Source organism: Roseicyclus persicicus (assembly GCF_012395815.1).
Taxonomy (GTDB): Bacteria; Pseudomonadota; Alphaproteobacteria; order Rhodobacterales; family Rhodobacteraceae; genus Roseicyclus; species Roseicyclus persicicus.
Genome location: NZ_JAAZQQ010000007.1, coordinates 160,523 through 186,017 on the forward strand (window position 1 = coordinate 160,523; position 25,495 = coordinate 186,017).

At 72.1% G+C, this 25,495-nt stretch carries 23 protein-coding genes and 1 pseudogene; 7 read left to right on the forward strand and 17 right to left on the reverse strand.

Translation table 11 applies throughout. The features are described 5' to 3' along the window. Positions 1-50: 50 nt before the first annotated feature. The 5 genes from HCU73_RS17705 to HCU73_RS17725 form a co-directional block, all read right to left on the reverse strand. On the reverse strand, positions 51-482 hold the full coding sequence (locus HCU73_RS17705) for a hypothetical protein (protein WP_210730696.1): 432 nt from the start codon (positions 480-482) through the stop codon (positions 51-53). Positions 483-603: 121 nt separating this feature from the next. Further along, complete coding sequence (locus HCU73_RS17710; protein WP_168624819.1) at positions 604-1,785, reverse strand: ammonium transporter; 1,182 nt, start codon at positions 1,783-1,785, stop codon at positions 604-606. A 183-nt stretch (positions 1,786-1,968) separates the two neighbouring features. After that, a complete protein-coding gene (locus HCU73_RS17715) occupies positions 1,969-2,448 on the reverse strand; it encodes a CinA family protein (RefSeq protein WP_168624820.1) in 480 nt (159 codons plus the stop codon). Continuing rightward, complete coding sequence (locus HCU73_RS17720; RefSeq protein WP_168624821.1) at positions 2,445-2,939, reverse strand: phosphatidylglycerophosphatase A family protein; 495 nt, start codon at positions 2,937-2,939, stop codon at positions 2,445-2,447. The genes HCU73_RS17715 and HCU73_RS17720 overlap by 4 nt, the downstream gene beginning before the upstream one ends. After that, complete coding sequence (locus tag HCU73_RS17725; protein ID WP_168624822.1) at positions 2,936-4,120, reverse strand: bifunctional 2-C-methyl-D-erythritol 4-phosphate cytidylyltransferase/2-C-methyl-D-erythritol 2,4-cyclodiphosphate synthase; 1,185 nt, start codon at positions 4,118-4,120, stop codon at positions 2,936-2,938. Before HCU73_RS17725 ends, HCU73_RS17720 begins: the two co-directional genes overlap by 4 nt. Before the next feature lie 182 nt (positions 4,121-4,302). On the opposite strand from HCU73_RS17725, the gene dusB reads away from it, so the two are divergent. From dusB to ntrX, 5 genes are all read left to right on the forward strand, one after another. Beyond that, positions 4,303-5,289 (forward strand): tRNA dihydrouridine synthase DusB, encoded by a 987-nt coding sequence (gene dusB, locus HCU73_RS17730; protein ID WP_420853593.1) that lies wholly within the window; start codon positions 4,303-4,305, stop codon positions 5,287-5,289. Further along, on the forward strand, positions 5,286-6,353 hold the full coding sequence (locus HCU73_RS17735) for a two-component system sensor histidine kinase NtrB (RefSeq protein ID WP_168624824.1): 1,068 nt from the start codon (positions 5,286-5,288) through the stop codon (positions 6,351-6,353). Before dusB ends, HCU73_RS17735 begins: the two co-directional genes overlap by 4 nt. Positions 6,354-6,449: 96 nt before the next feature. Continuing rightward, positions 6,450-7,838: a response regulator gene (locus HCU73_RS17740; RefSeq protein WP_168624825.1), complete on the forward strand. Its 1,389-nt coding sequence runs from the start codon at positions 6,450-6,452 to the stop codon at positions 7,836-7,838. A gap of 70 nt (positions 7,839-7,908) precedes the next feature. Continuing rightward, positions 7,909-10,158, forward strand: a complete 2,250-nt coding sequence (locus HCU73_RS17745) for a sensor histidine kinase NtrY-like (RefSeq protein ID WP_420853594.1) — start codon at positions 7,909-7,911, stop codon at positions 10,156-10,158. Beyond that, positions 10,155-11,570: a nitrogen assimilation response regulator NtrX gene (ntrX, locus tag HCU73_RS17750; RefSeq protein ID WP_168624826.1), complete on the forward strand. Its 1,416-nt coding sequence runs from the start codon at positions 10,155-10,157 to the stop codon at positions 11,568-11,570. The genes HCU73_RS17745 and ntrX overlap by 4 nt, the downstream gene beginning before the upstream one ends. Before the next feature lie 14 nt (positions 11,571-11,584). Here the strand turns inward: ntrX and HCU73_RS17755 are convergent, their stop codons facing one another. The 6 genes and pseudogenes from HCU73_RS17755 to HCU73_RS17780 all read right to left on the reverse strand — a co-directional run bounded on the left by HCU73_RS17755 (position 11,585) and on the right by HCU73_RS17780 (position 20,299). After that, positions 11,585-12,055, reverse strand: coding sequence for a hypothetical protein (locus HCU73_RS17755; RefSeq protein ID WP_210730697.1), 471 nt, complete (start codon positions 12,053-12,055; stop codon positions 11,585-11,587). Between the two features lie 67 nt (positions 12,056-12,122). Then, positions 12,123-13,292: pseudogene (locus tag HCU73_RS17760) on the reverse strand (cytochrome P450). 108 nt (positions 13,293-13,400) lie between these two features. Continuing rightward, the gene (locus HCU73_RS17765) at positions 13,401-15,704 is read right to left on the reverse strand and encodes a TRAP transporter permease (protein WP_168624828.1); all 2,304 of its coding nucleotides are present in this window, start codon (positions 15,702-15,704) and stop codon (positions 13,401-13,403) included. Positions 15,705-15,868: 164 nt separating this feature from the next. Then, positions 15,869-16,861 carry a TAXI family TRAP transporter solute-binding subunit gene (locus tag HCU73_RS17770; RefSeq protein ID WP_168624829.1) on the reverse strand — a complete coding sequence of 331 codons (993 nt, stop codon included), beginning with the start codon at positions 16,859-16,861 and terminating at the stop codon, positions 15,869-15,871. A 202-nt stretch (positions 16,862-17,063) separates the two neighbouring features. Next, positions 17,064-18,413 carry a sigma-54-dependent transcriptional regulator gene (locus HCU73_RS17775; protein ID WP_168624830.1) on the reverse strand — a complete coding sequence of 450 codons (1,350 nt, stop codon included), beginning with the start codon at positions 18,411-18,413 and terminating at the stop codon, positions 17,064-17,066. Then, complete coding sequence (locus HCU73_RS17780; RefSeq protein ID WP_168624831.1) at positions 18,410-20,299, reverse strand: ATP-binding protein; 1,890 nt, start codon at positions 20,297-20,299, stop codon at positions 18,410-18,412. The genes HCU73_RS17775 and HCU73_RS17780 overlap by 4 nt, the downstream gene beginning before the upstream one ends. A 169-nt stretch (positions 20,300-20,468) precedes the next feature. Between HCU73_RS17780 and HCU73_RS17785 the strand changes: the two genes are divergently transcribed. Next, positions 20,469-21,737 carry a DVUA0089 family protein gene (locus HCU73_RS17785; RefSeq protein ID WP_168624832.1) on the forward strand — a complete coding sequence of 423 codons (1,269 nt, stop codon included), beginning with the start codon at positions 20,469-20,471 and terminating at the stop codon, positions 21,735-21,737. 6 nt (positions 21,738-21,743) lie between these two features. Here the strand turns inward: HCU73_RS17785 and tpiA are convergent, their stop codons facing one another. The 6 genes from tpiA to HCU73_RS17815 all read right to left on the reverse strand — a co-directional run bounded on the left by tpiA (position 21,744) and on the right by HCU73_RS17815 (position 25,061). Then, positions 21,744-22,490, reverse strand: a complete 747-nt coding sequence (gene tpiA, locus HCU73_RS17790; protein WP_168624833.1) for a triose-phosphate isomerase — start codon at positions 22,488-22,490, stop codon at positions 21,744-21,746. Positions 22,491-22,618: 128 nt separating this feature from the next. Next, complete coding sequence (locus HCU73_RS17795; protein WP_168624834.1) at positions 22,619-22,945, reverse strand: TfoX/Sxy family protein; 327 nt, start codon at positions 22,943-22,945, stop codon at positions 22,619-22,621. After that, positions 22,942-23,328, reverse strand: a complete 387-nt coding sequence (locus HCU73_RS17800; protein ID WP_168624835.1) for a HesB/IscA family protein — start codon at positions 23,326-23,328, stop codon at positions 22,942-22,944. Before HCU73_RS17800 ends, HCU73_RS17795 begins: the two co-directional genes overlap by 4 nt. A 61-nt stretch (positions 23,329-23,389) precedes the next feature. Next, complete coding sequence (locus tag HCU73_RS17805; protein WP_168624836.1) at positions 23,390-24,067, reverse strand: DUF3307 domain-containing protein; 678 nt, start codon at positions 24,065-24,067, stop codon at positions 23,390-23,392. 102 nt (positions 24,068-24,169) lie between these two features. Beyond that, positions 24,170-24,532: an SUF system Fe-S cluster assembly protein gene (locus HCU73_RS17810; protein ID WP_168624837.1), complete on the reverse strand. Its 363-nt coding sequence runs from the start codon at positions 24,530-24,532 to the stop codon at positions 24,170-24,172. A gap of 67 nt (positions 24,533-24,599) precedes the next feature. Beyond that, positions 24,600-25,061, reverse strand: coding sequence for a MarR family winged helix-turn-helix transcriptional regulator (locus HCU73_RS17815; RefSeq protein ID WP_168624838.1), 462 nt, complete (start codon positions 25,059-25,061; stop codon positions 24,600-24,602). A 72-nt stretch (positions 25,062-25,133) separates the two neighbouring features. On the opposite strand from HCU73_RS17815, the gene HCU73_RS17820 reads away from it, so the two are divergent. Next, positions 25,134-25,493, forward strand: a complete 360-nt coding sequence (locus HCU73_RS17820) for a DUF1428 domain-containing protein (RefSeq protein WP_168624839.1) — start codon at positions 25,134-25,136, stop codon at positions 25,491-25,493. Positions 25,494-25,495 lie beyond the last annotated feature (2 nt).

Consider the following 25,495-nt stretch of genomic DNA (forward strand, 5'->3'; position numbering starts at 1 on the left):
CGCCGCCCGGGCGCGGGCGGCGCGGTCTGTGCTTGCCCGCCCCCGGGCCGTCACGGGGCCTCGGCCCCGTCGGCGCCGGCGCGGGCCGCCGCCGCCAGCCGGTCGGCCTTGCGCCGCACCAGCACCGTGCGCAGGTCGTGCATCGCCAGCAGCAGGCGGTCGGTCACCTCCTCCAGCTCGGCGTCGGTGGCCCGGCCCTGCGCCCAGTGCGTGGTCAGGTTCAGGTGGTCGATGGCGCGGTGGATGTCGTCGATGTCGCGGTCGGCCAGCACCGCGCGGCGGTCGTCGGCCCAGGCCTCGATCACCGCCTGCTCCGCGGCGGTCAGCGTGCGGTCGCCATGGGCGCGGATGTTGCCGTTGCGGATGTTGACGACGGCGATCTCCTCCATCTCGATCCGCCGCTGCCGGTTGTCGGTGGAGACCCGGAACACCGCGGCCCCGGTCTCGCGGATGCGGAAATAGAACTCGGGAAGATCGCCCATCACACTGCCTGCCTGCCGGAGCCCTGGCGGCCCGTTTCGGCGCGAAGCCTAGGGGCGCGGGCGCAGGCTGTCAAAAGGTCTGCACCCGCGCCGCGAGGGGCGCGGGTGCAGAGGGCCGCCCTCAGGACGACACGTCGTAGGCCCGCTCGCCGTGGACGGCGAGGTCGAGGCCGCCGATCTCGGTCTCCTCGTCCACCCGCATCGGCGTGACCCAGCCCACCAGCTTCACCAGCACCACGGTGATCACCACCGTGTAGGCGCCCACGATGGCCAGCCCGCCCAGCTGCGCCACCCAGGCGCCCTGGCCGAAGACCGCGATCATGATCGTGCCGAAGATGCCGCCGACCCCGTGCACGGCAAACACGTCGAGCGTGTCGTCGATCCGCAGCTTGTTGCGCATCAGCCCCACCGCCTCCTGGCAGAGGATGCCGGCAGCGGTGCCGATGATCAGCGCCGCGACCGGCCCGACGAAGCCCGAGGCCGGCGTGATCGAGGCAAGCCCCGCGATGGTGCCGGTGACGACGCCGACCATGCTGACCTTGCCGTGCTTGACCCGTTCCCACAGGCCCCAGCTGAGCGAGGCCGCCGCGGCCGAGATATGCGTGACGGTCAGCGCCATCGCCGCGCCCCCGTCGGCGGCCAGCTGCGAGCCGCCGTTGAAGCCGAACCAGCCGACCCACAGCATCGCCGCCCCGATCATCACGTAGCCCGGGTTGTGCGGCGGCGTGGTCATGTGCCGGCGCGCGCCCAGCATCACCGCGATCACCAGCGCGGCGAGGCCCGCGGTTTCATGCACCACGATGCCGCCCGCGAAGTCGCGCACGCCCGTCTCGCCCAGGATGCCGCCATCGGCCAGCATCCCGCCGCCCCAGATCCAGTGCACCACCGGCGCGTAGCACAGGAGCATCCAGAGCCCCGAGAACAGGAGCACGAAACCGAAGCCGATCCGCTCCACGTAGGCGCCCACGATCAGTGCGGGCGTGATGATGGCAAAGGTCATCTGGAACGCGAAGAACAGCACCTCGGGCAGCGTCCCCGACAGGCTGTCGGCCGTCACGCCGTTGAGGAAGGCGCGGTCGAGCCCGCCCCAGAGGCCGCTTTCGCCCGGGCCGAAGGCAATGGAATAGCCCACGGCCAGCCACAGCAGGCTCATCAGGCAGGCGATGGCGTAGCAGTGCAGGAACACGCTCAGCACGTTGCGCGCCCGCACGAGGCCGCCGTAGAACAGCGCCAGCCCCGGCAAGGTCATGAAGAGGACCAGCGCCGTGGCGACGATGATCCATGCGGTGTCCGCTCCGTTCATGTCGGATTGTCCCTTCCGATTGTCTCTCTCTCCGGCGCGCTGCAGAGCGCGTTCCGGCTGCGCGAAAAAGCGGCAAGAGGGGCGGAGGGCGCACAGGATGCGGGCAATTCCCGAAGTGCCGGGATTATGGGCGTTCTGTGGGCTGGATGCCCGCGAAACGGGCGCCCGGCGGATCGGCCCGACTCAGCGCGCGCGGCGCTCGAAGCTGGCGCTCAGCACCATGTTCAGGGCGTGGCGCACCGCCGCCGCGCGCACCTCGGACCGGCCGAGCGGGCCGAAATCGCGCGTCTCGGTCAGGACGCGGCCGCCATGGGCCAGGCCGAAGCAGACCCGCCCCTCGGGCTTGTGCGCCGACCCGCCCGGCCCGGCGATGCCGGTGACCGAGACGGCGATCTGCGCCTCAGACCGATCCAGCGCGCCCTGCGCCATCTCGGCCGCGACCGGCTCGGACACCGCGCCGTGGGCGTCCAGCGTGGCGCGGTTGACGCCCAGCATCTCGACCTTGGCGGCGTTGGAATAGGTGACGAAGCCGCGGTCGAAGGCGTGGGACGAGCCGGGGATCTCGGTGATCGCCGCGGCGACCAGCCCGCCGGTGCAGCTTTCGGCCGTGGCGAGCATCCAGCCCCGGGCGCGAAGTGCCGCCAGCACGTCGGCCGCGGTCATCCCAGCACCATGGGCAGATGCGCGATCACGGCGAACACCGCCACCACCATCGCCGCCAGCCAGCCCGCGATCAGGTCGTCGGCCATCACGCCGGTCGCGCCCGGCTGCCGGTCGGCCCAGCCCACCGGCCCGGGTTTCCAGATGTCGAACAGGCGGAAGGCGAGGAAGGCGGTCAGCACGCCGGGCCAGAGCGCCCAGAACTCCGCCCCCGCGACCTGCGCGCCCAGCGACACCGGCCAGAGCGCCACCCACTGCCCCGCGACCTCGTCGATGACGATTTCCGAGGGGTCCTTGTCGGCGCTGCCCTTCGTCGCCTCGCGCACCGCCCACCAGCCCGCCGCGGTGACGGCCAGCGTGGCGAGGAGGAGGAGGGGGAAGCCCCCCAGCGCGTGCAGCCCCCAGGCCAGCGGGACGGCGGCCGCGCTGCCCCAGGTGCCGGGGGCGGGCTTCAGGTGGCCGACGGGGCCGAGGGTGGTGAGCGCGCGGATCATGGCTTCACCAGCGTGACGGTGGCCAGCGCCGCGATGCCTTCCTCGCGGCCGGTGAAGCCCAGCTGTTCGGTGGTGGTCGCCTTGACCGAGACGCGGCCCATGTCGATCCGCAGGAGCTCCGCCAGCCGCGCCCGCATCGCCGCGGCGTGGGGCCCGATCTTGGGCCGCTCGCAGATCAGCGTCAGGTCGGCGTGGGTGATGGCGAAGCCCTGCGCCGCCGCCATGTCGACCGCATGGGTCAGGAAGATGTGGCTTTCGGCCCCCTTCCACTGCGGGTCGGACGGCGGGAAATGGGTGCCGATGTCGCCGGCACACAGCGCGCCGTAGATCGCGTCGGTCACGGTGTGCAGGCCCACGTCGGCGTCGGAATGGCCCTGCAGCCCGCGCCCGTGCGGCACCTTCACGCCGCACAGCATCACGTGGTCCCCCGGCCCGAAGCGGTGCACGTCGAAGCCGTTGCCGGTGCGGATATCCATGCGCGTCTCCATCAGTCGCGTCGCGCGGTCGAAATCCGCGGCGGTGGTCAGTTTCAGGTTGGCCTCGTCGCCCGGCGTGATCGCCACGGTCAGGCCATGGGCGCGGGCGACCTCGACATCATCCGCGGCCGCGGGGCGGGCGGGGTCGGAGAGGTGCGCCGCATGGGCGGCCCGGATCGCGGGCAGGCGAAACCCCTGCGGTGTCTGCGCGCGCCACAGGCCGGTGCGGTCCTCGGTGCCGGTCACGGTGGCCTCGCCCCGCCAGAGCGCGTCGGTGACGGGCAGGGCGGGGGCGGCGCCGTCATGGGTGGCAAGCGCGGCGAGGACGCCGTCAATCACCGCGGCCGACACCAACGGCCGCGCGGCGTCGTGGATCAGCACAAGGTCGATCCCCTCGGGGATGGCGTCGAGCCCCGCCCGGACCGAGGCGTCGCGCGTGGCACCCCCGACCGCCTCGACGAGCGGCAGCCGCGTCCCCGGACGCGCGGCCGCGAGGAGAGGCGCGTCGTCGGCGTGCCGCACCACCACCAGTGCCGCGATGGCCGGATGCGCGTCGAAGGCCGCGATCGTCCGCGCGATCACGGGCTGGCCGGCGAGGTCCCTGTATTGCTTGGGCATTCCGCCGCCCGCGCGCAGGCCCCGCCCGCCGGCGACGATCAGCGCGGCGGCCCTCGGGGCGGTCGGTGTGGGGGTGGTCTCAACCATGTTCCGGGTGATAGTCGCTTGGCCGTCGCCGCACAACGCGGCATGACGGATGCCTTGGAATCCGGCTCGCCGCCCAATATTTGTGCAAATGCGCCGGGGCGGCGGCCTGTCACGAGAGTTTCTTTTGAACTCCCCGGCGGGTCGCCCTATCCCCTCCAAGTGTGTGCACAAGGATTGAGCACTTGACTGTTTCGCTGGCAGACATGCCCCTCGCGCCGCCCGTCCTGCTGGCGCCGATGGCCGGAATCACCGACCGACCCTTCCGCGACCTCGTCGCGGGGTTCGGCGCGGGCCTCGTGGTGTCCGAGATGGTCGCAAGCCAGGAGATGGTCGAGGCCAGGGCCTCGGTCCGCGCGCGGGCCGAGCTGGGCTGCGACGCCGCCCGCACCGCGGTGCAGATCGCCGGCCGCGAGGCGCACTGGATGGCCGAGGCCGCCCGCATCGCCGAAGGGCAGGGCGCGCGGATCATCGACATCAACATGGGCTGCCCGGCCAAGAAGGTGACCAGCGGCTATTCCGGCTCGGCGCTGATGCGCGACCTCGACCATGCCCTGTCTCTGATCGAGGCGGTGGTGGGCGCGGTTTCGGTCCCCGTCACGCTCAAGACCCGCCTCGGCTGGGACGACGCGCAGCGGAACGCGCCGGCGCTTGCCGCCCGCGCCGAGGCCGCGGGTGTGCAGATGATCACCATCCACGGCCGCACCCGCTGCCAGTTCTACCAAGGCTCCGCCGACTGGGCCGCGATCCGCGCCGTCAAGGAGGCCGTTTCCATCCCCGTCATCGCCAACGGCGACATCACCGATTCCGCCAGCGCGGCCCGCGCCCTGCGCCTCTCGGGCGCCGACGGCGTGATGGTCGGCCGCGGCGCGCAGGGGCGGCCCTGGGCGCTGGCCGGGATCGCCGCGGCGCTGCACGGCACGCCCGCGCCCCAGGTGCCCGAGGGCGCCGCGCTGACCGATCTGGTCACCGGCCACCACGCCGCGATGCTGGGCTTCTACGGCCGCGACCTTGGCCTCCGCGTCGCGCGCAAGCACCTCGGCTGGTACATGGACCACGCGGGCACGCCGGCCGACCTCCGCCGCCGCATCCTGACCGCGCGGGACGAGGCCGAGATCCGCGCGATGCTGCCCGACGCGCTGGAGCGCGCCCCGGAAAGGGCCGCCGCATGACCAAGGTCACCACCAGCCTCTGGGCCTCGCTGCCCATCCCGGCGATGATCTGCGACGCCGAGGACCGGATCCGCGACGTGAACCCGGCGGGCGAGCTGTTCCTGAACGCCTCGAAAAAGGCGCTCGACGGCCACCCGGTCTGGGACAAGATCTTCGTCGACGCGCCGCTGGAGGAGGCCTTCGCCCGCGTCCGCGACGGGGCCGCGCCGCTCTTCGTCAACGCTGTCGACGTCGGCACCGGCAGCCGCAAGCCGGTGTCCTGCGACGTGCAGATCGCGCCCTTGGCCGACAAGCCCGACCATGTGCTGGTGCTCTTGGAAAGCCGGGAACTTGCCGGCCGGATGGACCGGGCGATGTCGTCCAAATCCGCGGCGAAATCCGCCATCGGCATGGCCGAGATGCTGGCCCACGAGATCAAGAACCCGCTGGCCGGCATCACCGGGGCGGCGCAGCTGATCTCGATGAACGCGAGCGGCGAGGACCGGGAGCTGACCGACCTGATCGTGGAGGAGACCCGCCGCATCCTCAAGCTCCTGTCCCAGGTCGAGGAATTCGGCAACGTCCGCCCGCCCGACCGGCGCGCGGTCAACATCCACGACATCCTCGACCGGGCGCGCAAGTCGGCCGCGGTGGGCTTTGCCGCCCACATGACCATCGAGGACGATTACGACCCCTCGCTGCCCTCCACCTGGGCCGACCCCGACCAGCTGCAGCAGGTGTTCCTGAACCTGCTCAAGAACGCCGCCGAGGCGGGGCGCCAGGGCGGCACGATCCGGCTGCGCACCTTCTACGAACTCAGCCTCAAGGTCCGCCGCAAGGACGGGTCGGGCGGCGCCGTGCCGCTGCAGGTCGAGGTCATCGACGACGGCCCGGGCATCCCGCCCGACATTGCGCAGGACCTGTTCGAGCCCTTCGTCTCGGGCCGCGAGAACGGCACCGGCCTCGGGCTCGCGCTGGTGAGCAAGATCATCTCGGACCACGACGGCTGGATCGCCGTGGATTCCGTGCCCGGACGCACCGTGTTCCGCGTGTCCCTGCCCGTCGCCCCCAAGGGTGCGGAATGACCAGGATCCTTCACCCGAGGGGGCGCATGACCCGACGACCGCGCCCTGACCGAAATCGCGCCGCAAGACGCCCAGACCCCCGGAGCTGACTGACCCATGGACGGCACCGTTCTCGTCGCCGACGACGACCGCACCATCCGCACCGTTCTGACCCAGGCGCTGACCCGCGCGGGGTGCAAGGTGCACGCCACCTCCAGCCTGATGACGCTGATGCGCTGGGTCGAGGAGGGCAAGGGCGACCTCGTGATCTCGGACGTGATCATGCCCGACGGCAACGGGCTCGAGACCCTGCCGCAGATCACGGAAAAGCGGCCCGGCCTGCCGGTGATCATCATCTCGGCGCAGAACACCATCATGACCGCGATCCAGGCGACCGAGAAGGACGCCTACGACTACCTGCCCAAGCCCTTCGACCTGCCCGACCTGATGAAGCGCGCCGCCCGCGCGCTGGACCTGAAGCGCCGCGCCAAGCCGGCCAAGCCCGCCGCCAGCGCCGCCGCCCCCGCCGCTCTGCCGTCCGCGCAGGAGGACCTGCCGCTGGTCGGCCGCACCGCGGCGATGCAGGCGCTCTACCGCCTCGTCGCCCGCGTGATGAACACCGACCTGCCCGTGCTCATCACCGGCGAGAGCGGCACCGGCAAGTCGCTGATCGCGCGTGCGATCCATGATTTCTCGGACCGCCGCACACTGCCCTTCGTGGTGGCCTCGGCGGGCGATCTGGAGGGGGTCGACGGCCCGTCGGCCATCGTGTCGCGCGCCCGCGGCGGGTCGATCCTGTTCGACGAGGTCGGCGACCTGTCCGAAGAGGCGCAGGCCAAGATCGTGCGGATGCTCGACGCCTTCGGGGATTCGGCGCCGCGGGTCATGGCGACCAGCCAGAAGGACCTGATGGAAAAGATGGAATCGGGCCGCTTCCGGCAGGACCTGTTCTATCGCCTCGGCGGCGTGACCCTGACCGTGCCATCCTTGCGCGAACGGGTCGACGACATCCCGCTGCTGGCCGCCCATTTCCTGGCACGGGTGGAACGCGACGGCATCGCGCTCCGCCGTTTCGCGCCCGAGGCGATGGACCTGATCCGCGCCTATTCCTGGCCCGGCAACGTGCGCCAGCTGGAGAACACCATCAAGCGGCTGACCGTCACCAGCCAGTCCGAGGAGATCACCAAGGCCGAGGTCGAGGCCGTGCTGGGCAACCAGCCCGCGATCGAGCCGCTGATGGGCGTGGGCGAGGGCGACAAGCTGTCGGCCTCCGTCGCCAAGCACCTGCGCCGCTACTTCGACCTGCACGGGGGCGTGTTGCCGCCTGCGGGGCTCTACAACCGGATCCTGCGCGAGGTGGAGACGCCGTTGATCGAGATCGCGTTGGAGGCGACCGGCGGCAACCAGGCAAAATGTGCCGACCTGCTGGGCATCAACCGCAATACCTTGCGCAAGAAGATCACCGATCTCGATATCCGCGTGACTCGCCGTCGCAAGTTGATGTAAAACCGCAACAGTCGCGTGGCCGTTGGGCGACAGGCCCGAAAGAGCCGTGCCACCGTTGGGGGAGCAGCCCGTGGACGATCCCGCGGACAGGAGCGCCGCCGGCCCGCTGGATCGGGTCTGGCGGTTCAAGGACGACCCGAGCGTGCGCAGTGTCGCGACGCTGGGCCTCGTGCTTCTGGGGCCGGTGCTGGCGCTTCTGACCTTCCTCGTGCTCGGGCCGCTGTCGGACCTGGCCGATGCGCCGGGGCTGCGCCTCGTGATCCTGGCCGACATGGTCTACATCCTCGTCGTCGCGGCGCTTGTGCTGCGCGAGGTGGCGCGCATCGTGGCGTCGCGGCGGGCGCGCTCGGCGGGCTCGCGGCTGCATCTGCGGCTGACCGGCGTGTTCACCATCGTGGCGCTGGTGCCGACCATCCTGGTCGCGGTCTTCGCCACCATCACGGTGAACATGGGCCTCGAAGGCTGGTTCTCGGACCGGGTGTCGTCCGCGCTCGGCAACTCGGTGGACGCCGCCGTCGCCTACAGCCAGGAACACAGCGACGACTTGACGACCGACACCCGGGCGCTGGCCAATTTCCTGAACCTCAACCGCCGCGCCACGGTGCTGTTGTCCGACGGCGACCTGCGGCAGCTGCTCAGCCAGGGCCAGAGCCGGATCCAGCGCGGGCTGGAGGAGGCCTTCGTCATCGACGGCGGCGGCGAGATCCGGGCGCGGGGCGAATCGAGCTACCTGTTCGACTACGAGCGCCCCTCGGCCCCCGACCTCGCCGCGGCGCGCGACGGCGAGCTGGTGCTGATCGAGGACCGCGCCCAGAACGAGTTCCGCGCGCTGGTGCGGCTCGACGCCTTTCCCGACCGCTACCTCTACGTCAGCCGCGAGGTCGACGGCGACATCCTCGCGCTGCTCGACGAGACGCAGCAGACGGTGCAGCTCTACCGCCAGCTCGAATCCGACCGCGGCCGGGTGCTGTTCGAATTCGGGCTGCTCTACCTCGGCTTTGCCATCATCATGGTGCTGGCCGCGATCTGGCTGGGCCTGTGGTTCGCCGAGCGCCTGTCGCGGCCCGTGGGCCAGCTGGCCGGCGCGGCCCAGCGGGTGGGCACCGGCGACCTGGAGGTGCGGGTCGCCGAGGAGGGCGGCGACGACGAGATCGCCATGCTGGGCCGGCTGTTCAACCAGATGACCCGGCAGCTCAAGGGCCAGCGCGACGCGCTGATCGAACAGAACGAGGCGACCGAGGCGCGGCGGCGGCTGTTCGACAGCGTGCTGTCCTCGGTGACGGCGGGGGTGATCGGCCTGAACGAGGCGGGCCGCGTCGATTTCATGAACCGCTCGGCGCTGCGCCTGCTGCAGCTGGTCGAGCAGCGCGACAGCGGCCTCAGCCTGTCGGCCGCGGTGCCCGAGTTCGCGGCCCTGTTCGAGCGGCTGCAGAAATCCACCGCCGAGGCCGTGCAGGAGGAGATCAAGCTGACCCGCTCGGGCAAGCAGGAAAGCCTGCTGGTGCGCATGGCGACGCGGCGCAACGCCGACGGGCGGCTGGAGGGTTACGTGGTCGCCTTCGACGACGTGACCCAGCTGGTCAGCGCGCAGCGGATGGCGGCCTGGGGCGACGTGGCCCGCCGCATCGCGCATGAGATCAAGAACCCGCTGACCCCGATCCAGCTGTCGGCCGAGCGGATCAAGCGCCGCTTTTCCAAGGAGTTGCCGGACGACGACAAGGCAAAGCTCGAGGAGATGACCGAGATCATCGTGCGCCAGACCAACGACCTGCGCCGGATCGTCGACGAGTTCTCCAAGTTCGCCCGGATGCCCGAGCCCGAGACCCGCGTCGAGGACCTGGCGCAGCTGTTCCGCGAGGCGATCACGCTGCAGCGGGCGGGCCAGCCCGGCGTGCGCTTTGCCTTCGACATCCCCGAGACGCCGGTCAAGGCCGAGCTGGACGCGACCATGATCGGGCAGGCCTTCACGAACCTGTTGAAGAACGGCGGGGAAGCCATTGAAACCCTGCAGGAAAAGGGCGCACCAGTTGGCCATGTCCCGCAGCTGCGCGGGGCGCTTCAGGTGACCGACGGCATGGCGGTCGTCACCATCGCCGACAACGGCATCGGCCTGCCCGCGGACCGGGCCAAGCTGTTCGAGCCCTACGTCACCACGCGGGAAAAGGGCACCGGCCTCGGCCTGCCCATCGTCAAGAAGATCATTGAGGAACACGGCGGGACGCTGGAGCTCGTCGATGCGGAGCCCTTCGAGGAGGGCGCGCATCGCGGGGCCATGGCGCGCATAACCCTGCCGATCTTGTCAAACGGGGAACGAGCATGACCGACATTCTGGTCGTCGACGACGAGCGCGATATCCGCGAGCTGATCTGCGACATCCTGCAGGACGAGGGCTACGTCACGCGGATGGCCGGCAACTCCGACGAGTGCATGGCCGAGCTGAACCGCGCCGCGCCCGGGCTGATGATCCTCGACATCTGGCTGAAGGACTCGAACATGGACGGGATCGACATCCTGTCCCACGTCAAGCGCGACAACCCCGAGGTGCCGGTGGTCATCATCTCGGGCCACGGCAACATCGAGATCGCGGTCGCCGCGATCAAGCAGGGCGCCTACGACTTCATCGAGAAGCCGTTCAACATCGACCAGCTGCTGGTCGTCATCCGGCGCGCAATGGAGGCGTCGCGGCTCCGGCGCGAGAACGCGGCGCTGCGCCGGCAGGACGTGCGCGAGGCGCGGATGATCGGCACGGGCGTCGCCTTCCGCGCGATGAAGGCGCAGCTCGACAAGGTGACGAAGTCGAACGGGCGGGTGATGCTGACCGGCGGGCCGGGGTCCGGCAAGGAGGTGGCGGCGCGCTACATCCACGGCCAGTCGAACCGCGCCGACGCGCCCTTCGTCGTGGTGTCCTCGGCCTCGATCCAGCCCGAGGAGATGGAGGTGAAGCTGTTCGGCCGCGAAAGCCCCGAGCGCGGGGTGGAACAGGGCCTGCTGGAACAGGCGCACGGCGGCGTGGTCTATTTCGACGAGGTGGCCGACATGCCGCTCGGCACCCAGTCCAAGATCCTGCGGGTGCTGGTCGACCAGAGCTTCAGCCGCGTCGGCGGCACCGCCAAGGTGCGGGTCGACCTGCGGGTCATTTCCTCGACCTCCCGCGACTTGTCCGTGGAGATCGCGGGCGGGCGGTTCCGCGAGGAGCTGTATCACCGTCTGAACGTGGTGCCGATCGAGGTGCCGAGCCTCGAGGACCGGCGCGACGACATCCCCGAGCTGGCCCGCCACTTCATCGCCGAGTTCAACCGCGAGCAGGGGCTGCCGCTGCGCGCGCTCGGCGAGGACGCGGTGGCGATGCTGCAGACGATGCGCTGGCCGGGCAACGTGCGCCAGCTGCGCAACGTGATCGAGCGGGTGCTGATCCTGGGCGAGGGCACGGGGCCGATCGAGGCCGCGGACCTGCCCGGGGCCGCCGAGCCCGGCGCCGGCGACGAGGACGGCGCGCCGCTGTCGGCGCGGCTGACCACGCTGCCGCTGCGCGAGGCGCGCGAGCTGTTCGAGCGGCAGTACCTGATGGCGCAGATCAACCGTTTCGGCGGCAACATCAGCCGCACGGCCAGCTTCGTGGGCATGGAGCGCTCGGCGCTGCACCGCAAGCTCAAGTCGCTGGGCGTGGTCACCACCAGCAAGTCCGGCGCGCGGGTGGCGCAGATCGACGAGGACGACGACGAGGGGGTCTGAGGCGCGGCGGCGGCTCAGACCGGGTTGACCACCAGCGCCGGGCCGCGGCCGTCCGGGCGGTAGAGGCAGGTGCCGTCGGCGAGCGGCGGCATCACCACCGAGGGGCGGATCGCGGTCTCGGCCGCGCAGTAGGGCAGGCCGACGCGGGCGTAGCCGCGCTCGCCCATGCAGCCGCGGGTCGCCGTCGCCCGGATGCCGGCGTTGCCGTCGACGGTGTAGGGCTCGCCGCCCTCGAAATAGCCCGGGATGGTGGTGCAGGCGCCGGCGGCCGTGCAGCTGGTCCGCGACGGCACGTAGATGCGGGGGGTGAAGCGGATCTCGTCGCGCACCGGGTGGTCCCTGAGCGCCTGCGCCGCGCACTGGGCGTAATCGGCGTCGCGGGTCGCGAGGTCGACGCCTTCGGCGTAGTAGGTGGTGGGCGCGACGGGGTCGCAGGCGGCGAGTGCCAGCACGGCGGCCAGGGCGGCAAGGGTCGGACGCATCACGGGCGTGGTCTTTCGGTCAGGCGGTCCCCGGGGGCACGCTAGCGGGGCGGCCTGCGGCTGTCCAGCGTCATCGCGTGACCATCAGGCGCTCAAGCCCATGGAAATGATAGATATTCGCGTAGGCGGGCCGGGCGGCGAGGCGCAGGTCGGGGCAGGTCTCGAACAGGATCGGCAGCGCGATCTGCAGCTCGAGTCGCGCGAGCGGCGCGCCGACGCAGAAATGCAGGCCCGCGCCGAAGGACAGGTTGGTGGGCCCGTCGGCGCGGGCGGGGTCGAAGCGCTCGGGGTCGGCCCAGGCGGTGGCGTCGCGGTTGGCGGAGGCGAGCAGCAGGCCGACCTGGTCGCCGCGGCGGAAGCTGTGGCCGAAGACCTCGGCGTCCTCTTAGGCGTGGCGGGTGAAGAGGTGCAGCGGCGGGTCGTGGCGGAGGATTTCCTCGACCAGCGGCGCGGGGTCGGGGCCAGGGCGGGCGCCGGTGTCGAGGCAGCGCGCCACGCCGTTGCCGAGGGTGTGGACGGTGGCCTCGTGGCCAGCGTTGAGGAGCAGGATGCAGGTGGTGATCAGCTCGTCGGCGGTGAGGCGGTTGCCGTCCTGCTCGGCGGCGATGAGGGCGGTGATGAGGTCGTCGCGCGGGTCGCTGCGGCGGCGGGCGACGTAGTCCGTCAGGAAGGCTACGAACTCCTCGGTCGCGGCCACGGCCGCGACCTCGTCGTCGCGGCTGCGGCGGGCCTGGTACATCTGGACCATGGCGTTGGACCAGCGCAGGAGGTCGGGGGCCATCGTCTCGGGCACGCCGAGGAGGCGGGCGATCACGATGACGGGGATCGGGCGGCAGAAGGCGTCGAGCAGGTCGAAGGGCGCCCCGTCGGGGAAGCGGCCGACGAGGTCGCGGGCGAGCGCAGCGATTTCCGGGGCGAGGGCCTGGATGCGGCGGCTGGTGAAGGCGCGGAGCACGAGGGAGCGCAGCCGCGTGTGGCGGGGCGGCTCCAGCTCCAGCATCGAGTGGGCCTCGACCGCGTAGAAGGGTTTCAGGTGCTCGGGGACGGGCGGCGGATCGACCGGCTCGCGGCCGAAGCGGCGGTCGCGCAGGAGCGCGTTGACCGCGGCGTGGGTGGTCGCCATCGGCAGGCCGTAGTCCTCCCACCAGACCAGCGGCCCGGCGGCGCGGGCGCGGGCGTAGAACGGGTAGGGGTCCTGCACGAACCCGGGGTCGGTGGGCGATTGGCGGAGCGTCTGCATCGGGGCGAGACATGCCATGGCGCCGCGCCCGGGGCCAGCGTCGGCGTGTGCGTATTTGGGGAAAGATGAAGGGGGGCGGGTGTGCGGCCCGCCCCCCGTCTGGTCGTGTCAGTCGGCGCCGCGCACCGGGATGGTGGCGTCGGGGCGGGGGTGGAACAGCTTCTGGACGAAGTAGATCGCCACCGCGAGGCCGAGGCCGACGAGGTCGGTCATCAGCCCGCCCTCGATCATGAACAGCGCCGCGGCGATGAGGGCCACCCGCAGGAACCACGCGACGCGCGCCCCCATGAACCAGCCCTGCACGCCCGAGGACAGCAGGAACACCCCGAAGGCCGCCGTCACGCCGGCCCGCAGCACCTCGACCCAGCTGCCGTCCATCAGGAGCGCGCCGTTGTAGAAGAACATGAAGGGCACGATGAAGGCGGCCAGCCCGAACTTGAACGAGGTGACCGAGGTTTCCATCGCGTTCGCCCCCGAGATGCCGGCGGCCGCGTAGCTCGCCAGCGCCACGGGGGGCGTGATGGCCGAGAGGACGGCGAAGTAGAACACGAAGAAATGCGCGGTGAGCGTCGGGATGCCGAGCTGCACGAGGCCCGGCGCGACGACCGAGGCCGCCACCGCGTAGGCGGCCGTGGTGGGCATGCCCATGCCGAGCAGGATCGCGATGCACATGGCGAAGAAGAGCGCGAGCAGCTGCGAGGTGTCGGCGATGTCGAGCAGCAGCGAGGAGAAGCGCGCGCCGACCCCGGTCAGCGAGATGACCCCCACGATGATGCCCGCGCAGGCGCAGACCGCGATGATCTGGATCGACATGACGCCCGCGATCTCGAAGGCGCGGACCAGCGCCCGGAGGCCCATGCGGTGCGGGGTCAGCCAGCTGACCACTGCGGCGGCGGCGGTGGCGAGCGTGCCCGCGCGGATCACAGAGTAGCCCATGAACAGCGCCGCGATCAGGATCACGATCGGCAGGAACAGGAACACGCGGCGCACCATGTCGCGGAACTTGGGCAGCTCGTCCTCGCGCATCCCGCGCATCCCGAGCTTGGCCGCCTCGAGGTCGACCATGAAGTAGACCGACACGAAGTAGAGCACCGCGGGGATGATCGCGGCGATGGCGATCTCGGTGTAGGGGATGCCGGTGATCTCGGCCATGATGAAGGCCCCGGCGCCCATGATCGGCGGCATGATCTGGCCGCCCGTCGAGGCCGCGGCCTCGACCGCGCCCGAGGTGCGCTTGGAGTAGCCGACCTTCTTCATCAGCGGGATGGTGAGCGAGCCAGTGGCCACCACGTTGCCGGCGGAGGTGCCGTTGATCATGCCCATGAGGCCCGAGGCGAAGATCGCCACCTTGGCCGGGCCGCCGCGGGCGCGGCCGGCGGCGGCGAAGGCAAAGTTGACGAAGTAGTCGCCCACCTTGGAGGCCTGCAGGAAGGCCGCGAAGATGATGAACAGGATGATGTAGGTCGAGCTGACCGCGGTGGTGGCGCCGAGGATGCCGGCATCGGTGTAGAGGAAGCCGAAGAAGCGCTGCCAGGTGTAGGGGGTCTGCACGGCGAGGATGCCGGGCAGCAGGTGCGCGGTGAAGGTGTAGGCGAGGAAGACGCCGGTGATGATGACGAGCGCCATGCCGGCGACGCGGCGGGTGAGTTCCAGGATCAGGGCCGAGCCCGCGGTGGCGGCGAAGGCCACGCCGACCGGCACGAAGGGCGTGCCAACCGAGTTGCGGGCGGCGGTGCCGTAGATCGGGATCAGGTAGGCCGCGACGACCACGGCGCAGAAGGCCAGCACCATGTCCGAGATCGGGAAGCGGTCGCGCGGGCGGTCCTCGATCCAGCCCAGCACGATGGCGCCGAAGGTGGCGATCAGGAGCGGCACGCCGTACCACCAGACCTCGGTTGTATAGAGCTCGGTGCCCGGGAAGGCGGCCCAGGTCGTGAGCCCGCCCATCTGCGGCAGGGTGCCCGAGTTGATGTCGGCCATGAAGCCGAGCGCGGTGGCCAGCGCCAGCGCGGCGGGGATCAGCAGGGCCAGCGCGGCGTAGCCCACGAGTTTCGTGTCGCGGGCGGGCCTGTCGTCGCTGAAGAAGCGGGAGGAAAACAGCAGGAACCCGAGCGCCAGCGCGCCCGCGATGTGGACGATGCGGAAGGCCCAGGTTTCCATCGGCATCTCGGGCAGCAGCGGCAGCTCGATCCCGGTCGTGCGCGAGATCGACAGGCCGTTCAGGGCCGCGAGGTGGAAGAAGGCGTAGACCGCCGCAAAGGCGGCGATGGCCGTGGCGCGCCAGCCGACCGGCAGGCGGCGGTTCTTCTCGATCGGGTCCTCGTCGACGCCCTCGGCGAGGACGGGGCCCTCGGGCAGGACGTCCTCGGGCTCGTCCTCGGGGCGGCGTCCGGTGCTGGTCTGGTCGGTCATGGTGCTGTCCCTCTCGGCCGCGCGCGGGCGGGGTGTCGCGCCGCGGGCCTGTGCCCCGGTCTGGTGGCCCGGCGCACGGGGCCGGGCGCGGGGCTTTTGTCTTGTCTGTGGGGGTGCCCGCGCCGGCCGGGGCCGGCGCGGGCGACCCGCGCGTCAGGCGCGGATCAGTTGCCGTAGATGGTGGCGGGGTCGATGGTCGCGCCGGCGTTCTCGATGAACCAGCGGGCCGCACCGGGGTGCCACATCAGCGAGGTGTTCTTGTCCCAGTTCTCGGGCAGGGTCTCGCGGGCCGAGGAGTGGATGCCGACCATGCGCTCGTTGTCCGACATCACCACGTCGGTGACGGCGTAGACGAAGCTCTCGGGCAGGTCGCAGTTGGCGATGGCGAAGTTCCACATCGCCACCGAACGCGCCGGCGCCTCGAGGGTGGTGTAGGTCGAGGGCGCGATCTCGAAGGCCGAGACCGGGAACGCCTCGAGGATGGCGGCCTGCTCTTCCTCGGTGAACTCGATGATGTTGATGTCGGTCTGCACCTCGAGCTGCGACACCGCCGGGATCGGCACGCCGGCCGCGAAGGCGATCACGTCCAGCAGGCCGTCCTGAAGCTGGCCGCCGAGGTCGTCCCAGCCGCCGTTGCGGCGGTCGTACTCGATGCCGAGCGCGGTGAGCATGGCCGGGAAGTAGGTGTCCGAGGTCGAGCCCGCCGGGCCGAAGCCGATGCGCGCGCCGGCCGGGATGTCGGAGATCGAGGTGATGCCCGAGGAGGCCAGCGTCGTGATCGAGAACGGCGTCTGGTACATCGGGAACATCGCGCAGGCGCCGGTCATCTGCAGGCCGGGGGCGATCGGGTTGGTGCCGGCATAGGATTCGGCCGCCGGACCCATGGTGGTCAGGCCGAACTGGGCCTCGCCGGTGTGCACCAGCGCCATGTTCTGCATCGGGCCGCCGGTGACTTCGGCGCCGCCCGAGATGCCGAGCTCGTCGGCGACGAGGTTCGCCCAGCCCGAGCCGTAGACGAAGAAGGTGCCGCCCTGCGACGCGGTGCCGACGGTGAAGCTCTCGGGCCAGCCGGTGCGGTCGACGTGGGCGTCGGCGAAGGCGGCGGTGGCGGTCAGCGCCGTGGTGGCCGCAAGCGCGGCGATGCGGGTGAAGGTCATGTCAGTCTCCCTTGTGGACATGAGAAGCGCCCGGCTCCCCCCGGGCCGCTTGGTCGCGCTGTCTGGGGCGCGCCACGACGTCATGCAAGCCCTGCATGGCCGGATTGCGCAAGAGGAAACGCGTTTCGCCGGGCAATGGGTCGATGCCTGCCCAAAGCGGGCCGGGGCATGTCCCGATTCCGACACATCGCGCGGGCGGTGCTCAGTCCTCGCGGAAGCTGTCGCGGCTGAGCCCGTGCTTCTGCATCTTCTCGTAGAGCGCCTTGCGGCTGAGCCCCAGCGCCTCGTAGGTCGCCTTGAGGCTGCCCCCGTTGGCCGCCAGCGCCGCGGCGATCAGGGCCTTCTCGTGGGCGGCCATCTGCGCGGCCAGCGCGCCGTCCGGGCCTGCCGCCGGCGCGGCGAGCCCGGTCTCCAGCCCCAGCGCCATGCGCTCGGCGGCGTTGCGCAGCTCGCGCACGTTGCCGGGCCAGTCCCGCGCGGTCAGGGCCGACAGCACCGCGCCGGGCACCGGCGGCACCGGGCGGCCCGCGCGGGCAGCGGCGGCATCGAGCAGCGACAGGAACAGCGCCGGAATGTCCTCGCGCCGGGCCGACAGGGGCGGCAGGCGCAGGGTGACGACGTTGAGCCGGTAGAGGAGGTCGGGGCGGAACGCGCCGTCGCGGGCGGCGGCGGCGAGGTCGCGCTTGGAGGCGGCGACGATGCGCAGGTCGAGCGCCACGGGGTCGTTGGACCCCAGCCGCGTGACCGCGCGGTCCTCGATCACGCGCAGCAGCTTGCCCTGCAGGGCCATCGGCAGGCTGTCGATCTCGTCGAGGAACAGAGTGCCGCCGCGGGCGTGCTCGAACTTGCCGTAGCGGGCGCGGGTGGCGCCGGGAAAGGCGCCGGCCTCGTGGCCGAACAGCTCGCTCTCGATCAGCTCGGCGGGCAGCGCGGCGCAGTTCACCGCGATGAAGGGCCGCTCGCCCCGGGCCGAGGCGGCGTGGAGCGCGCGGGCCGCGACCTCCTTGCCGGTGCCGGTCTCGCCCTCGATCAGCACGTCGGCCTCGGTGCCGGCCACGGCGCGCAGCTCGGCCCGGACCCGCGTCATCGCCTCGGACGCGCCCAGCAGGCGGGCCGCGATCGGGTCGCCGCCGCCGTCGGCCCGGGCGCGCAGGCGGCGGTTCTCCAGCGTCAGGCGGCGCTTGTCCTGCGCGCGGCGGACCGCCTCGACCAGCCGGGCGGGGGCGTAGGGTTTCTCGAGGAAATCATAGGCCCCGTCGCGCATCGACTGCACCGCAAGCTCGACGTCGCCATGGCCGGTGATCAGGATCACCGGCAGCTCGGGGTCCAGCGTCAGCGCCTCGGCCATCAGCATCAGCCCGTCCATGCCGGGCATGCGGATGTCGGTGACGAGGATGCCGGGAAAGTCGCGGTCGAGCCGGGCCAGCGCCTCGGCGGCGGTGGCGCAGGGGATCGCGTCGAGGTCGGCCAGCATCAGCGCCTGCGTCGCGGCGTGGCGCAGGGGGGCCTCGTCGTCGACGAAGAGCACGGGGCAGGGGGCGGCGTCGGTCATTCGGCGGCCATCTCGGCGGGCGGGTCGGCGAGGTCAAGCTCCACCGTGAACACCGCGCCGCCCTCGGGCCGGTTCGCGGCGGTCAGGCGGCCGTTGAAATCGCGCACGATGTTGTAGGAGATCGACAGCCCCAGCCCCAGCCCCTGCCCGGGCGCCTTGGTGGTGAAGAACGGGTCGAAGGCCTGCGCCAGCGCGTCCTCGCTCAGCCCCGGGCCGCGGTCGCGCACCTCGAGGAGGCAGCGGCGGCCCTCGACGGCCAGCGCCAGCGCGATCTCGGGCGGCTCGCGCCCCTCCATCGCGTCGAGCGCGTTGCCGATCAGGTTGACGATCACCTGCTGCAGCCGCACGCGGCCCCCCGTCACCCAGACCTCGGCCGCGGGCGCGGCGTAGTCAAGCCGGGCGCCCGCCTTGTCCAGCCGCGGGCGCATCAGCTCCAGCGCGTCCTCGATCACGGCGCGCATCGGCACCGGGCCGGTCTTGTCCTGCGGCCGGCGGGCGAAGTTGCGCAGGTGCTTGGAGATCGAGGCCATGCGGTCGGCCATGGTCGAGATCAGGCGGATGTTCTCGCGCGCCTCGCCCTCGCGGCCGCGGTCGAGGAAGGTGGCGGCGTTCTCGGCATAGGCCTTCACGGCGGCCAGCGGCTGGTTGAACTCGTGGCTCAGCGCCGCCGACATCTGCCCCAGCGCGGCCAGCTTGCCGGCCTGCACCAGCTCGGCCTGGGTCTTGCGCAGCTGCGCCTCGGCGCGGGCGCGCACCTCGACCTCCTGCCGCAGCTGCGCGTTGGCGGCGTCGAGGTCGCGGGTGCGTTCGCGCACGCGGGCCTCGAGCCGGGCCTGCTCGCCCGCCTGTGCCGCCAGCCGCTCCTCCAGCCGGATCCGGCGCTGCCAGATCACCGCGGCGATGAGCAGCACGAACAGCGCCGCCAGCCCCGCGACGGCCATCACGGTCAGCGCCTGCACCGTGGCCGGCGCGGTGGGCGACAGGATCGACACCCGCCAGCCCGCGGCGGCGACGAGGCCGGTCTGCATCAGGTAGCTTTCGCGCCCCGCCGCCCCGTCGATGGTGACGATCTCGTAGCCCGACGACCCCAGCGCCGCGCGCCGGGCGGGCAGGGGGGTGAGCCGGCCGATCGGGTATTGCCGGGTGGCGGCGATGGTTTCGAGCCCGGCCTCGGGCACCGGGCCGAGGGTGCGGAAATGCCAGTCGGCGCGGTCGGACAGGAAGATCACGTTCGACATGTCCTGCACGATGATGGTCGAGCCGCTGTCGGCCCAGGTCGCCTCGAAGGCGTCCAGCGTGATCTTGACCGCGACCACGCCGGTGATCTCGGTGCCGTCGATGACGGGGGCGGCGAAGAAATAGCCGCGCTCGCCCGAGGTGGTGCCGAGCGCGTGGAACCGCCCCAGCCCGCCCGCCAGCGCCTCGGTGAAATAGGGCCGGTACGCGAAACGCTGCCCGACGAAGCTGCGGTCGGTGCGGTAGGACGAGGCGGCGATGGTCAGCCCCTCGGCATCCATCAGGTAGACGTCCGACAGGTCGAGCGACAGGGCGGTCTGGCGCAGCTGCTCGTTCACGAAGGGCAGGAGGCCCGAGTTGCCGGGCTCGCGCAGGAGCCGCGCGAGGATCGGCCGTTCGGCCAGCAGCACGGGCAGCGCCTCGGTCCGGCTCAGCGCGCCGCGCATGACCTGCGTGGCCAGCTCCAGCGTCGCCCGGTCGCGGTCGCCCATGGCGATCAGGAAGGCGCGCTCGACCCGCGGAAAGGCGAGCGCCATCACAAGCGCCAACCCCGCCAGCGCCACCGCCAGCGCAGGCAGGGGCCGCCGCCGGCGCGGTCGGGCGCGGGGCGGGGCGGGCGGTCGGGCGGTGGCGGTCGCGGCGTCGGCCATGCGGGGCCGAGTATGCGCGGGCCGCGCGGCCCTGACCAGAGGCCGGATGGCGCCCCCCGCCCGCGCCCCGGGCCCGCCATTTCGCTGGCCAGCCGCCCCGCGCTGCGGCTAGTCTCGGGCGCGAGACGGGGCCGGTCCGCGGCCCCCGCCCGAGACCTGGAGGATTCCCATGGCCGCCCACCGCCGCACCCTTCCCGCCGCGCTCGTCGCGCTTGCCGCCCTCGCCGGCCCCGCCGCAGCGCAGGGCGTGTCCTGCGGGGGCGTGGGCGACGGCGCGCCCTGGCTGGGTGGGGCCCGCGAGGGCTCGGACCTGGCCACGGTCGCGGCGCCGCTGGGGCTGTCGAACCTGGCGGTGGCGCCCGGCACGCGGGCCGCGGCGGTCTTTACCCTCGGCCGGCCGATGGCCGTGCGGTTGGAGGCGGCGCCGGTCGATGCCTTCGGCGACACCATCGTCGAGCTGTTCGACGGCAACGGCCGCCTCGTGGTGCTGGATGACGATTCGGGCGGCGGGCTCGCCAGCCGCGCCGAGGTGGAGCTGCCCGCGGGCGACTACTGCGTCGCGGTGACGGGCTATGCCGGCCTCGGCGTGACCGCGAACCTGCAGGTCAGCCGCCTCGAGATGGCGGCCCTGACCCCGGGCCTTGCCGGCGGGTTCTCGGGCACCGAGGGGATGCCGCTGTTCGTGGGCGTGCAGCCCTGCCTGCCCGGCACCCCCGCGACCCCGCTGGGGCAGGGCCCCGTCGACGCGCAGCTGATGCAGGGCCTGCGCGCCACCAACACCATCCTCGGCGCGCCCTACTACCGCTTCACGCTGGCCAGCCCGCAGGCGCTGACGATCCGCGCCGACAACCCCGCGGCCGACCCCTACATCTACCTGTTCGACGGGCAGGGCGTGCTGCTGGCCGAGAACGACGACTACGAGAGCCTGAACAGCCGCATCGACATGACTCGGCCGCTGCCGGCGGGCGACTACTGCATCGCCATGCGGTCGCTGTCGGACCCGAACCTGCCGGTGACGGTGACGGTCACGGGCTTCGACGCGCGGGCCGCCGCGGCCGAGCAGTACGCGTCGGGCGAGGCCGCGCCGCCGCTCGACGGGTCCTGGCCGGTGACCGACCTTGGGCGCCTGCCGCCGATGCTCAGCCGCGACTGGCGGGTGCCGGGCGGGCAGGCGCAGTGGTTCGTGATGGAGGTGCCGACGCCGGGCCTGCTGCTGGTCACCGCCGACGAGATCAACGACAGCGACCCGGTCGTCACCTTCTTCGACGCCGCGGGGCGGATGCTGGGGATGAACGACGATTCGAACGGCACGCTGAACTCGCAGCTGGCCGTGCCGGTGCGGCCCGGGCGCTACCTGCTGGCGGTGCGGCAGTACGCGCCGTCCTACCAGGGCATGATCCGCATCGGGGTGACGCGCTACGTGCCCGCCACCCAGTAGCCGGCCTCAGGCCGCCTCGAGCGCGGCGATGATCGCCGAGAAATCGGCCGCCTTGAGCGAGGCGCCGCCCACCAGCGCCCCGTCGACATTGGGCACGGCGAAGATCTCGGCGGCGTTGCCCGGCTTGACCGACCCGCCGTAGAGGATCGCCATGTCGGCGCCCGCCAGGCCGAAGCGATCGGCCAGGTGGGCGCGGATCGCGGTGTGCACCTCGGCGATCTGGGCGGGCGTGGGCACGCGGCCGGTGCCGATGGCCCAGACGGGTTCGTAGGCGATGGTCACGGTCGCGCCGCGGGCGTCGTCGGGCACCGAGCCCGCCAGCTGGCCGCCCACCACCTCCAGCGTGACGTCGGCGTCGCGCTCGGCCTCGGTCTCGCCGACGCAGACGATCACCGACAGGCCCGCCGCCAGCGCCGCCTCGGCCTGGGCGCGGACCTGCGCGTCGGTCTCGCCGTGGTCGGCGCGGCGCTCGGAATGGCCGACGATGACGTGGCTGGCGCCCGCCTCGGCCAGCATCGCGGCCGAGATGTCGCCGGTGTGCGCGCCCTGCGCGGCGGGGTGGCAGGTCTGGCCGCCCACGGCGATCGGGCCGCCGCCGATCCGGGTCGCCATGCGGTGGATCAGCGTGGCGGGCGGGCAGACCAGGATGCCGACGCCCGGCGAGGGGTGCGCCGCCATGAGCGCGTCGATCTCGGCCAGCGCGGCGCCATCGCCGTGCATCTTCCAGTTTCCGGCGGCAAGCTTGCGGGGCATCGGCGGGCTCCTCGATGGGTCAGGGTCGGGGGCGAAGGTGGGCCGGGCGGCGGGCGGAGGTCAAGGGCGGGGCGCCTGTGCGCCGACGCACGCTGCGGGCAGGCCGCGCCGGCCCCGTGCGGCGCCCGTCACAGATGCGCCAGCGCCCGCCGCGCCCAGTCGCAGGCGAGGTCGGGGTCGTCGAGCGCGGCGTCGGGCAGGGTCCAGTAACCCATGCGCGTGGGCGCCGCCCGGCCCTTGTGCCGGTAGGACCACTGGGTGCAGCCCGCGGCCGCCATCTCGGCGGCAAAGTCGCCCTCGGCCTTCAGGAACAGGCCGCCGTCGGCCATCATGATCGCGAAGATCTGGCCCTGGTGGTAGAGGCACAGGCCCCCCATCATCCGGCGCGTGGTGATCGGCCCGAGCCCCGCGAACAGGTCGCGGGCGGTCTCGACGGCCTCGGTGGAAACGCTCACCGCCCCGAGGCGGCGCGGGTCGCTTCCAGCTCCTCGACATCCTTGAACTTGATCGACTCGCCGCAGCCGCAGGCATCCGCCACGTTGGGGTTGCGGAACTTGAAGCCCGATTCCAGCAGGCTGGTCTCGTAGTCGATCACGGTGCCGAACAGGAACATCTGCGCCATCGGGGCGATCATCACGCGGGCGCCGTCCTGTTCCACGATCTCGTCGTGGGGGTCGATGTCGGCCACGTAGTCCATGGTGTATTCCATGCCCGCGCAGCCGCCCTTCTTGACGCCGATGCGCAGGCCCTGGCTGCCGTCCCGCGCCATCAGGCGCGCGATCTGCGCCGCCGCGGCGGGGGTGATGGAAACGGCCTGCTTGCCGGGAATGCCGAACATCGGGGATGCGTCCTTCGGGCTGTGCTCCTGAGTGCCAATGTAGGCCCGTCCGGCCTCCGGCTCAAGGCAAGAGCGGCAGGATCGCCCACAGGCCCGCGGCGCAGGCCAGACCCCAGCCCAGCGACAGGCCCGCGCCCTCGACGAGACGCCGCCGGCCGGCCACGTCTCGGTCGGCCCAGCGCAGCGCGACCTGCGCGGCCTTGGCCAGCGCCACGCCCAGCGCCAGCACCGGCAGGCCCAGCGCCACCACCCCCACCATGGTCGCCCGCTCGGCCCAGCCCATCCGCACGCCGCGCGCCCCGGTCGCGGGGTCGTCGGGCAGCCGCGCGGCGACCGCGTACTGCCCGCCGCGCGCGGCGAACAGCACAGCGGCCGCGATCAGGATCGCCGCGGGCGCCCATGGCAGGGCGGCCAGCGGGCTGTCGGCCCAGAGGCCCGGGGCCAGCGCCGCCACCAGCACGATCGAGGCCAGGTGCAGGAGCTGGTCGAGGACGTAGGACGCAAGCCCCGGCCGCATCACGAAGGTCTTGAGCAGGTCGATCGCCAGGTGCAGCCCGGCCAGCACGAGGAACCACGGCGACAGGGTCAGCAGCACCAGCGGCATCGCCGCCAGCACGGTGCCGATGTGCAGGCCAAGGGCCGCGGCGCGGCGCTTGTTCGCCACCATCCAGCCGGTCTGCAGCAGGTAGTCGGCCAGCACATGCGCCAGAAACAGCGCGGCGAATGTCGATGCTGCCATGGTTCCCGTCATCCCCGGCGCCGGTTCGGTCCGCCGGGTCTCAACCCCGTCCTTGCGGGGATCATGTCAGGGGTCCGGCCCCGTGCCAAGGGGCCGCTGGGCCTACATGAAGCCCAGTTCCAGCCGCGCTTCGTCGGACATCATGTCCATGCCCCAGGGCGGGTCCCAGGTGATGTCGACGTCGACGTGCTTGACGCCCTCGAGCGGCTCGACCGCGTCGGCGACCCAGCCGGGCATCTCGCCCGCGACGGGGCAGCCGGGGGCGGTCAGGGTCATGGTGATCTTCACCGCGTTCTCGGGGTCGATGTCGATGGTGTAGACCAGCCCGAGGTCGAAGATGTTCACCGGGATTTCCGGGTCGTAGACGGTGCGGCAGGCCTCGACCACGCTCTCGTAGAGCGGGTGGTCGGTGCTCGACGGCTTGATGAGGGGCGTTCCCTCCAGCTGGGGCTGCGGCTCGGACATCGGTGGGCTTTCGTCGCTATTCCTGAGCGAAGATATAAGGAAAGCGCGGGGCGGGGTAAAGGGCGGGTCAGCCCGGGGCCCCGCGACCCGCGACCGCGTCCAGCGCGTGGCGGAGCTGCGCCGGGTCGGGAAGGGCCAGCCGGGCGTCGAGCGCGTCATGGGTCGCGCGCCAGGCGGGCAGGGCGGCCTTGAGCGCCGCGCGGCCCGTGTCGGTCAGCGTCAGGCGGCGGGACCGGCGGTCGTCCCTGTCCGGGGCCGCCACCACCAGCCCCCGCCGCTGCAGCGGCTTCAGCGCGGCGGTCAGCGTCGTCCGGTCCATGCCGAGCAGCGGCGCGAGGTCCGCGATCCGGGGTGCCTCGGGCCGGTTCAGCGCCATCAGCAGAGAGAACTGCCCGTTGGTCAGCCCCGCGGGCCGGAGCGCCGCGTCGAACAGGCGCGCCAGCTCCCGCGCCGCGCGCTGCGTGTGCAGGCACAGGCAGCGGTCGCGCACTTCCAGCGTCGTCGACAGGGGCAAGTCCGGGTCCAGCATCGGAAAAATGTTGATATCAACATAACGGGCTGTCAAGCTGCCGTCACCGAATCCGCAGTGGGGGTGTCGCGAATGTCTTATGTGCAGGGATTCCTTTTGGCCGTGCGCGCCGACCAGCGCGAGACCTACCGCCGCCACGCCGCGGCCGCCTGGCCGGTGTTCCAGCGCCTCGGCTGCCTGTCCGCCGAGGAAAACTGGGGCGTCGACGTGCAGCCGGGCGAGGTCACGTCCTTTCCCCAGGCGGTGAAGCTGGAGGAGGGCGAGGTGGTGGTGTTCTCGTGGATGGTCTGGCCCGACCGCGCCACCTGTGATGCGGCCTGGGCGCGGATGATGTCCGAGCCCGAGCTGATGGAGGGCATGGGCGAGATGCCCTTCGACGGCCGGCGCATGATGTGGGGCGGGTTCGAGCCGCTGTTCTCGGCCGGCGCCTGAGC